The sequence below is a fragment of the Arthrobacter sp. JCM 19049 genome (assembly GCF_001310435.1).
Map to the genome: position 1 here is coordinate 1 of NZ_BAXF01000123.1, position 5562 is coordinate 5562.

Below are 5562 nucleotides of genomic sequence, written 5' to 3' on the forward strand. Positions count from 1 at the left end.
CTGAGCAGCCTACGGAGGAGCCGACCGAGGAGCCGACTGAGCAGCTACGGAGGAGCCGACTGAGCAGCCTACTGAAGACCCGAGCGAAAGCCCGACTGAAGACCCGAGCGAAAGCCCGACTGAAGACCCGAGCGAAAGCCCGACTGAAGACCCGAGCGAAAGCCCGACTGAGTCAGACGATCCGAGCGAGAGCCCGTCGGAGTCGGATGATCCGAGCGAAAGCCCGACTGAGTCGCAGGCGCCGACTGAGGACTCATCGGATGACCCGTCCCAGGAGCCGACGAGGTCTGAATCCCCGAAGCAGACGGAGAAGCCGAAGGAAGATCCGCTGGCAGACACCGGTTCGTCGGCTACCCCGCTGCTGGCCGTTGCAGGCGCACTTGGACTGGGTGGAGCCCTGCTGTTGATTCTGCGTCGTTCAAACCGCCGTCACGGCTAAGCGACTTAACAGGTTGAAGCTGCTATGCAGCCGCAACCAATGAGAAGTGCCCCGGTTACAGAGCCGGGGCACTTCTCATTCAATACCCACCAACTTATTGGCAGGCTTTACGCGCTCAAGGCTAAGCTCAAAAGCCGAGGGCGGTTCGCACGGCCAGCCAGAAAGAAATGTGAGATTCCGGATGAATAAACTGCAAATGCTCAAGGTGGCTGGAACCATTGGGACTGTCGCTTTTGCGCTGACAGGTTGTGGCAGTGACACTGGAACACCTACCGCTCCCGAAGAGTCGCAGACCCAGGAACAGCAAACACCGGAGAGCTCAGTGGACCACGAACAGCTGTTGAACCTCAATGACCAGCTTTCGTCGTCGTTGGGTGCCGCCTACGTGCAGGGTTGGATCCAAGACGACAAGCTTCATGTAGCCACCAATGACGAATCAAAGGTGCAAGAAATTGAAGACGCTGGCGCGGTCGCAGAATTCGTGAAGTTCAGTTCGCAGCAACTGCGGGACGCGATCGGAAAGATTGTGGCTTGGCAAGCCGAGCAGGAGCCAGAAATTGCGAATGCCATCCATGGGTACTCCATTAGCGCTAAAGACGGGGGACTGATCCTCCGTGTCGATTCCAAACACCTCGATCAGGTCAAGGAATTGATGGAGAAGGATCAGCCTGCCGACGAAATAAAGCTGACGTTCACCCCGAGTTCGGGGATCGCCAGCCCAGCAGTAGGGCAGCCCTAACGCTTTCCCAGGCTGCAATCCCGGCAGCGGCACGCCGCCTATTGATGTCCAAGGAAGGCTCAACAGGCGGCGTGCTGTTGGTTCCTCACCTAAGAGCGTGGCGGCGCCATACTCGCGTACCGGGCGGCCAACTGCTGCCGGTTGCGAGTTCCCGTACGTCGGTACAGCTTGGTGAGTCGGGCCTCGACGGCGCTAACCGAGATGAACAGTTCCTTGGCGATGGCCTTGTTGGTCAATCCGTCATGGACCATCCGAACCACGGCAATCTCTTCACGGCTTAGGCTCAGGGGAGTGTTAGGGGAAGTGGCTGTCACTGGAGCTTCCAGGTCCTCCAGCTTCGCCATCCACCCCCGAGCACCGAGACTGCGGTACAGGGCCCGTGCTGCCTGTAGATGCTCCCTTGCCGCCTGGGTGCGGCCCATCGAGCGGAGCCGCTGACCAAAGCAATGGCGCAGGCGCGCCAACTCAAACGTGTTATCCGAACTCGTCCAGTCATCGAGCAATTGCTGGAACCGAGTCAGGGAGCTGTGCCCTGCATGGCCAGCGCCTGGGCGCAGCGCATTGCCAGCTTCGGACGCCGCCCAGGAACGGCGGCCATGATCTCTTGCCGTGAGCGATACTCATCTACGGCTTCTTCGGTGCGCCCCAGCATCACCAGGGCCTCAATCAGTGCGCAGGTGGCCCTGACATAGCGCAGGTTCCCCGGGCCTGATGCAGCCGCAGCGTTCGCCGATAGGCTTCCACCGCTGTCGAATAATCCCCGGTCATTAATCCCCGGTCACCGGCCATCATCGCGATCCGGGAGAGCAGCATCGGAGAACTCTCGCCCAGGATCCGTGGTTCCAATGACTGGAAGTACCACTCGGCCATGTCCGGGCGGTTCTTGTTCATCCAATACCAGGCCTGGATTAGCTGGGGGACGGGGCTGAGCAAGGCCGGGCCATCGGCTGCGATCCAGCGTTCAACCAGTTGCATGGCCCGGGGATAGTTCTGATTCAGGATCGCGTTGGCCGCGTTCAGGAGCAGCAGCAAACGTTCCATGAGCGGGCTAGCGCCTTCCGGGGCGGCAGACAGCCGCGAAAAGACCTCCCGGGCTTCCAGAAAGCAGTCCGTGGTGCTCAGCCCAACCCCGAGGGCCAGCATGAGAATCCCGTCGCCCGGCTCCTTCGGGGCCACCGGCAACTGGAGAAACCGGCCCATCAGCTGCTGCCGGTCGTGATTCAGGGCAGCGCACAACAACTGGGCCGCTTCGTATTCAGGGCCCTTGGCTTCGGGGAAGCGTGAGACCAGTTCAGTGGCCTGGGCGGTGAGGCTTTCGGTGTGCTGATGATCCTCCGCAGGGCGCATTCGGTGGCCAGTGCGCCAAGCAGGCGAACGCAGCCGTGCGGTGCAACGTTCTCAAGTTCGCTGATGAGCGCCGCGTGCTGGTTCTTGGCCGTGACGCGGCCCTTCAGGGTGGACAGCTGGACGTCCAAGGTTGCCAGGGCCAGTGACGCTGCCGGGTCCAGGGGCAGGCGGCGGCCGAAGCGCACATACCTGCGGGCGGCTTCCAGCTGCAGGTGTTGGCAGAGCATTTCGGCTAGGCGGTGCAGTGCCTGGGCAGGTGGTACCAGCGACCGGCAACAACAGCCCCCGCTCGGCCACCTCGATGGCGGCGGCAACTTGTCCTTGTTTCACCAGTTGCCCGGCCGCTGCAACGAGCTCACTGGCGGTTACCCCGAGCTGATCCACATACGTGCGGTGGTAGAGCTTCAAGGTGTGGTCCTCACCGTGCTCCTGCAGTTGCCGGTGCAGCGACTGGCGTTCGGTCAAGTTCAGTCCCCAGTACAGTGTTGACCGCAGGGCGGGGTCCGAGATCTGCAGGTGACCGTCCGCTCCCATCAGGAATCCGCGCTGCTCCAGCTCATCAATGCAGCTGACGGTCCCGGGCTTCAGTGCCAGGACCGCGGCGCGTTCGGTGACCGGGGCGGCGGCAAGCAGCGTCAGCACTTGCTGGTGTTCTTCTTCCAACCGCGCAATCACCTTGGAGAGTTTGCCGGTGCGCTCGGTGCCCACCGGCAGGGGAAGGGTCAGGGGCAATTCGCCGGCCTGAGCCTGCCGCTGCAATCTGTCCAGTTGTTCGATGATGGACCCGGGCATGCCGCGGCTTGTGGTGGTGGTGAAATGAAGCACGGCCGGGTCGGCATCCACCCCGGCTGTTTCGCGGGCCAGGGCCAGCGATTCGGCTTCGGTCAGCCCGCGCAATTTCAGGATCTCCCATCCGGCCAGGGGCTCGGGGATGGGTCCGGAGGCCACGGTGACAATAAACTTCGCCCGGTTGCGTTGCAGCCAGGTGCTCATGAATCCCAGCACTTCCAGACTGGCTTCGTCCATCAGATCCACATCATCGAGCAGGATGACCGTGCCGGGAGTGACCAGGGCGGGAAGCTTGGCATGCAGGTGCCGGGCGACCGCGTAGGAATCCACACCCTGCCCCGGCGATTCAGGCAGGAAATGGTCCAGGCCCAGGGGTTCGGCCAGGTCCAGCTCGGAGAGCAGCTTGATCAGTGAGGACAACGGCCAGTTTGTTTCCATGGGCTGATCCGCAGCAGCACGTGTGGGTGAGCCCCCAGCTCGTGCTGCAGCTGACGCAGCAGCCAACTCTTGCCGGCTCCGGAGGCGCCGGATACCACCAGTGCCACTTCACGGGAGCCGGTGGCCTTGGATAGGAGAGTGTTCAGCAGATTTCGGCGGCTACGCATGCTGCGCCTCCTGATCCCACCCCAAACGTGGCGTCGAGTTCGTCACGCGCATGCAGCTGGTCGCCGTTGCCTCTGGTTTCACCAGATTGCCCCCAAGATTTCCAAGGTCGTACTGTCTCTTGCTCGGTTGGCTCCCCAGCCACCACACGTGCCTTTAGTCAACAAGTATAGACGAATGCATCTTTCCGCCTGTGACGCATCCTGCGGCATGACGCAGCAGAGTCAGTTTTGGAGGCCAGAATCCACAACCGTTGGGGTGTTGGGGTTCTCCCCAATCCTTCTGGCCGGGTACTAGCCAGACACGGCAGGCAGGAGGATTCTGGAGAGGTCGGACTTACGCCCGGCCTTCAGTGCTGCATGTCAGTTCCTGCAACGCAGCGCTGGAGACGGGGTGTTAGGCAGAGATTTATGGGGGATCGCTGCCGCCGGATTCCGCGACGCTGCGGAATCCGGTGCCGGCATTTTTTGTGCCCGCCACCTTGACCAGCGTGATGTTGCGGAACCCAGCGATGAGAGCGGAATCCACCTCTGCCATGGGGCCATCAACCCCAGCCGATTGGTTGCCACGTGGCGTAGCGGTTTGCCGTACCTGCGATGCGATATTGTGAAATGCACGCAGATTACGCCGTAACTAAGGGGACACGTGAGCGCCGAATCCGGTGAAGCCAATTCGAATGATGCAGGATTTCTGTTGAAACTCTGGCGCATGGTGCGCGAGATCGTTGTCATCCTGGTGATTGCCATCGGCCTGTCCCTGATCATCAAGACGTTCTTCTTCCGCGCCTACTTCATCCCTTCCGTCGATGGAGAACACGCTGCAGATTGACGACCGGATTTTTGCGAACCTGATGGTTCCCGGCCCCTTCGACCTGAACCGCGGGGACGTGGTGGTGTTCCGCGATGACGACGCCTGGCTGCCGCCGGTCCAGACCGAGCAGTCCGGCTTCGACAAGGCGCTGAGCTTCATCGGCCTGTTGCCGGACCAGGGCGAGCAGTACCTGGTCAAGCGAATCATCGGCATGCCCGGTGACACCGTCGAGTGCTGCTCGGCCGACGGGCGGATCCAGGTCAATGGCGTGGAAATCGACGAACCCTATATTTACCCGGGGGATAACCCCAGCGACATCCCGTTCTCGGTGACCGTGCCGGAGAACAAGCTCTGGGTGCTGGGTGATCACCGCGGTGCGAGCGCCGACTCCCGGTATCACATGGACACCGAGGGCGGATTCGTGGACATGGAAACCGTCCAGGGCAAGGCCCAGGTCATCTCCTGGCCCATGGATCGCTGGGGCGTAGTCGACTCGCACCGCGAGGTTTTTGACAACGTGCCGGATCCAGCACAGTAGGGGACTGCATACCTCAGTCGATCGAGCCCTGCCCCGCAAGATGCGGAAATGGCAGGGCTCGATTTTTTGCTGTTCTTTAGGCCGAGGCGGGCAGCGAGGCGTTGAACTTGGCCGCCAACTGCTGCCGGTTGCGTGTTCCGGTCTTGCGGAACAGCCGGGTCAGCCGCGCTCGATGGCGCTGACCGAGACGAACAGCGCCTTGGCGATATCCCTGTTGGTCTGTCCTTCATGGACCATGCTCACGATCTGCAGGTCCTCGGTGCTCAACAGGTCGCGCGGGGTGCCGGCCGCGGCGGC

11 protein-coding genes are annotated in these 5562 nt (G+C 61.9%); 4 read left to right on the forward strand and 7 right to left on the reverse strand.

What is annotated here, in order from left to right:
- Nucleotides 1-328: 328 nt before the first annotated feature.
- Complete coding sequence (locus tag JCM19049_RS23270) at nucleotides 329-439, forward strand: LPXTG cell wall anchor domain-containing protein (protein WP_374700254.1); 111 nt, start codon at nucleotides 329-331, stop codon at nucleotides 437-439.
- Nucleotides 440-620: 181 nt separating this feature from the next.
- Nucleotides 621-1178, forward strand: a complete 558-nt coding sequence (locus tag JCM19049_RS07490; RefSeq protein WP_054821270.1) for a hypothetical protein — start codon at nucleotides 621-623, stop codon at nucleotides 1176-1178.
- An 89-nt stretch (nucleotides 1179-1267) separates the two neighbouring features.
- On the opposite strand, the gene JCM19049_RS07495 is transcribed toward JCM19049_RS07490, so the two are convergent.
- From JCM19049_RS07495 to JCM19049_RS19330, 6 genes are all read right to left on the reverse strand, one after another.
- A complete protein-coding gene (locus tag JCM19049_RS07495; RefSeq protein WP_279402687.1) occupies nucleotides 1268-1600 on the reverse strand; it encodes a LuxR C-terminal-related transcriptional regulator in 333 nt (110 codons plus the stop codon).
- 95 nt (nucleotides 1601-1695) lie between these two features.
- On the reverse strand, nucleotides 1696-1830 hold the full coding sequence (locus JCM19049_RS19325) for a hypothetical protein (RefSeq protein ID WP_279402688.1): 135 nt from the start codon (nucleotides 1828-1830) through the stop codon (nucleotides 1696-1698).
- 14 nt (nucleotides 1831-1844) lie between these two features.
- Complete coding sequence (locus JCM19049_RS07500; protein ID WP_054821272.1) at nucleotides 1845-2525, reverse strand: hypothetical protein; 681 nt, start codon at nucleotides 2523-2525, stop codon at nucleotides 1845-1847.
- Nucleotides 2526-2576: 51 nt separating this feature from the next.
- Nucleotides 2577-3752, reverse strand: coding sequence for a hypothetical protein (locus JCM19049_RS07505; protein WP_279402689.1), 1176 nt, complete (start codon nucleotides 3750-3752; stop codon nucleotides 2577-2579).
- A complete protein-coding gene (locus JCM19049_RS23275; RefSeq protein ID WP_374700253.1) occupies nucleotides 3722-3919 on the reverse strand; it encodes a P-loop NTPase fold protein in 198 nt (65 codons plus the stop codon). The genes JCM19049_RS07505 and JCM19049_RS23275 overlap by 31 nt, the downstream gene beginning before the upstream one ends.
- 406 nt (nucleotides 3920-4325) lie before the next feature.
- Nucleotides 4326-4454 carry a hypothetical protein gene (locus JCM19049_RS19330; protein ID WP_279402690.1) on the reverse strand — a complete coding sequence of 43 codons (129 nt, stop codon included), beginning with the start codon at nucleotides 4452-4454 and terminating at the stop codon, nucleotides 4326-4328.
- 108 nt (nucleotides 4455-4562) lie between these two features.
- On the opposite strand from JCM19049_RS19330, the gene JCM19049_RS19335 reads away from it, so the two are divergent.
- On the forward strand, nucleotides 4563-4745 hold the full coding sequence (locus tag JCM19049_RS19335) for a hypothetical protein (RefSeq protein ID WP_279402691.1): 183 nt from the start codon (nucleotides 4563-4565) through the stop codon (nucleotides 4743-4745).
- A complete protein-coding gene (lepB, locus tag JCM19049_RS07510) occupies nucleotides 4723-5265 on the forward strand; it encodes a signal peptidase I (RefSeq protein WP_279402692.1) in 543 nt (180 codons plus the stop codon). The genes JCM19049_RS19335 and lepB overlap by 23 nt, the downstream gene beginning before the upstream one ends.
- A gap of 159 nt (nucleotides 5266-5424) precedes the next feature.
- Here lepB and JCM19049_RS23280 read toward each other — a convergent pair whose 3' ends face one another.
- Nucleotides 5425-5532 carry a hypothetical protein gene (locus JCM19049_RS23280; RefSeq protein WP_374700255.1) on the reverse strand — a complete coding sequence of 36 codons (108 nt, stop codon included), beginning with the start codon at nucleotides 5530-5532 and terminating at the stop codon, nucleotides 5425-5427.
- Between the last annotated feature and the right edge of the window lie 30 nt (nucleotides 5533-5562).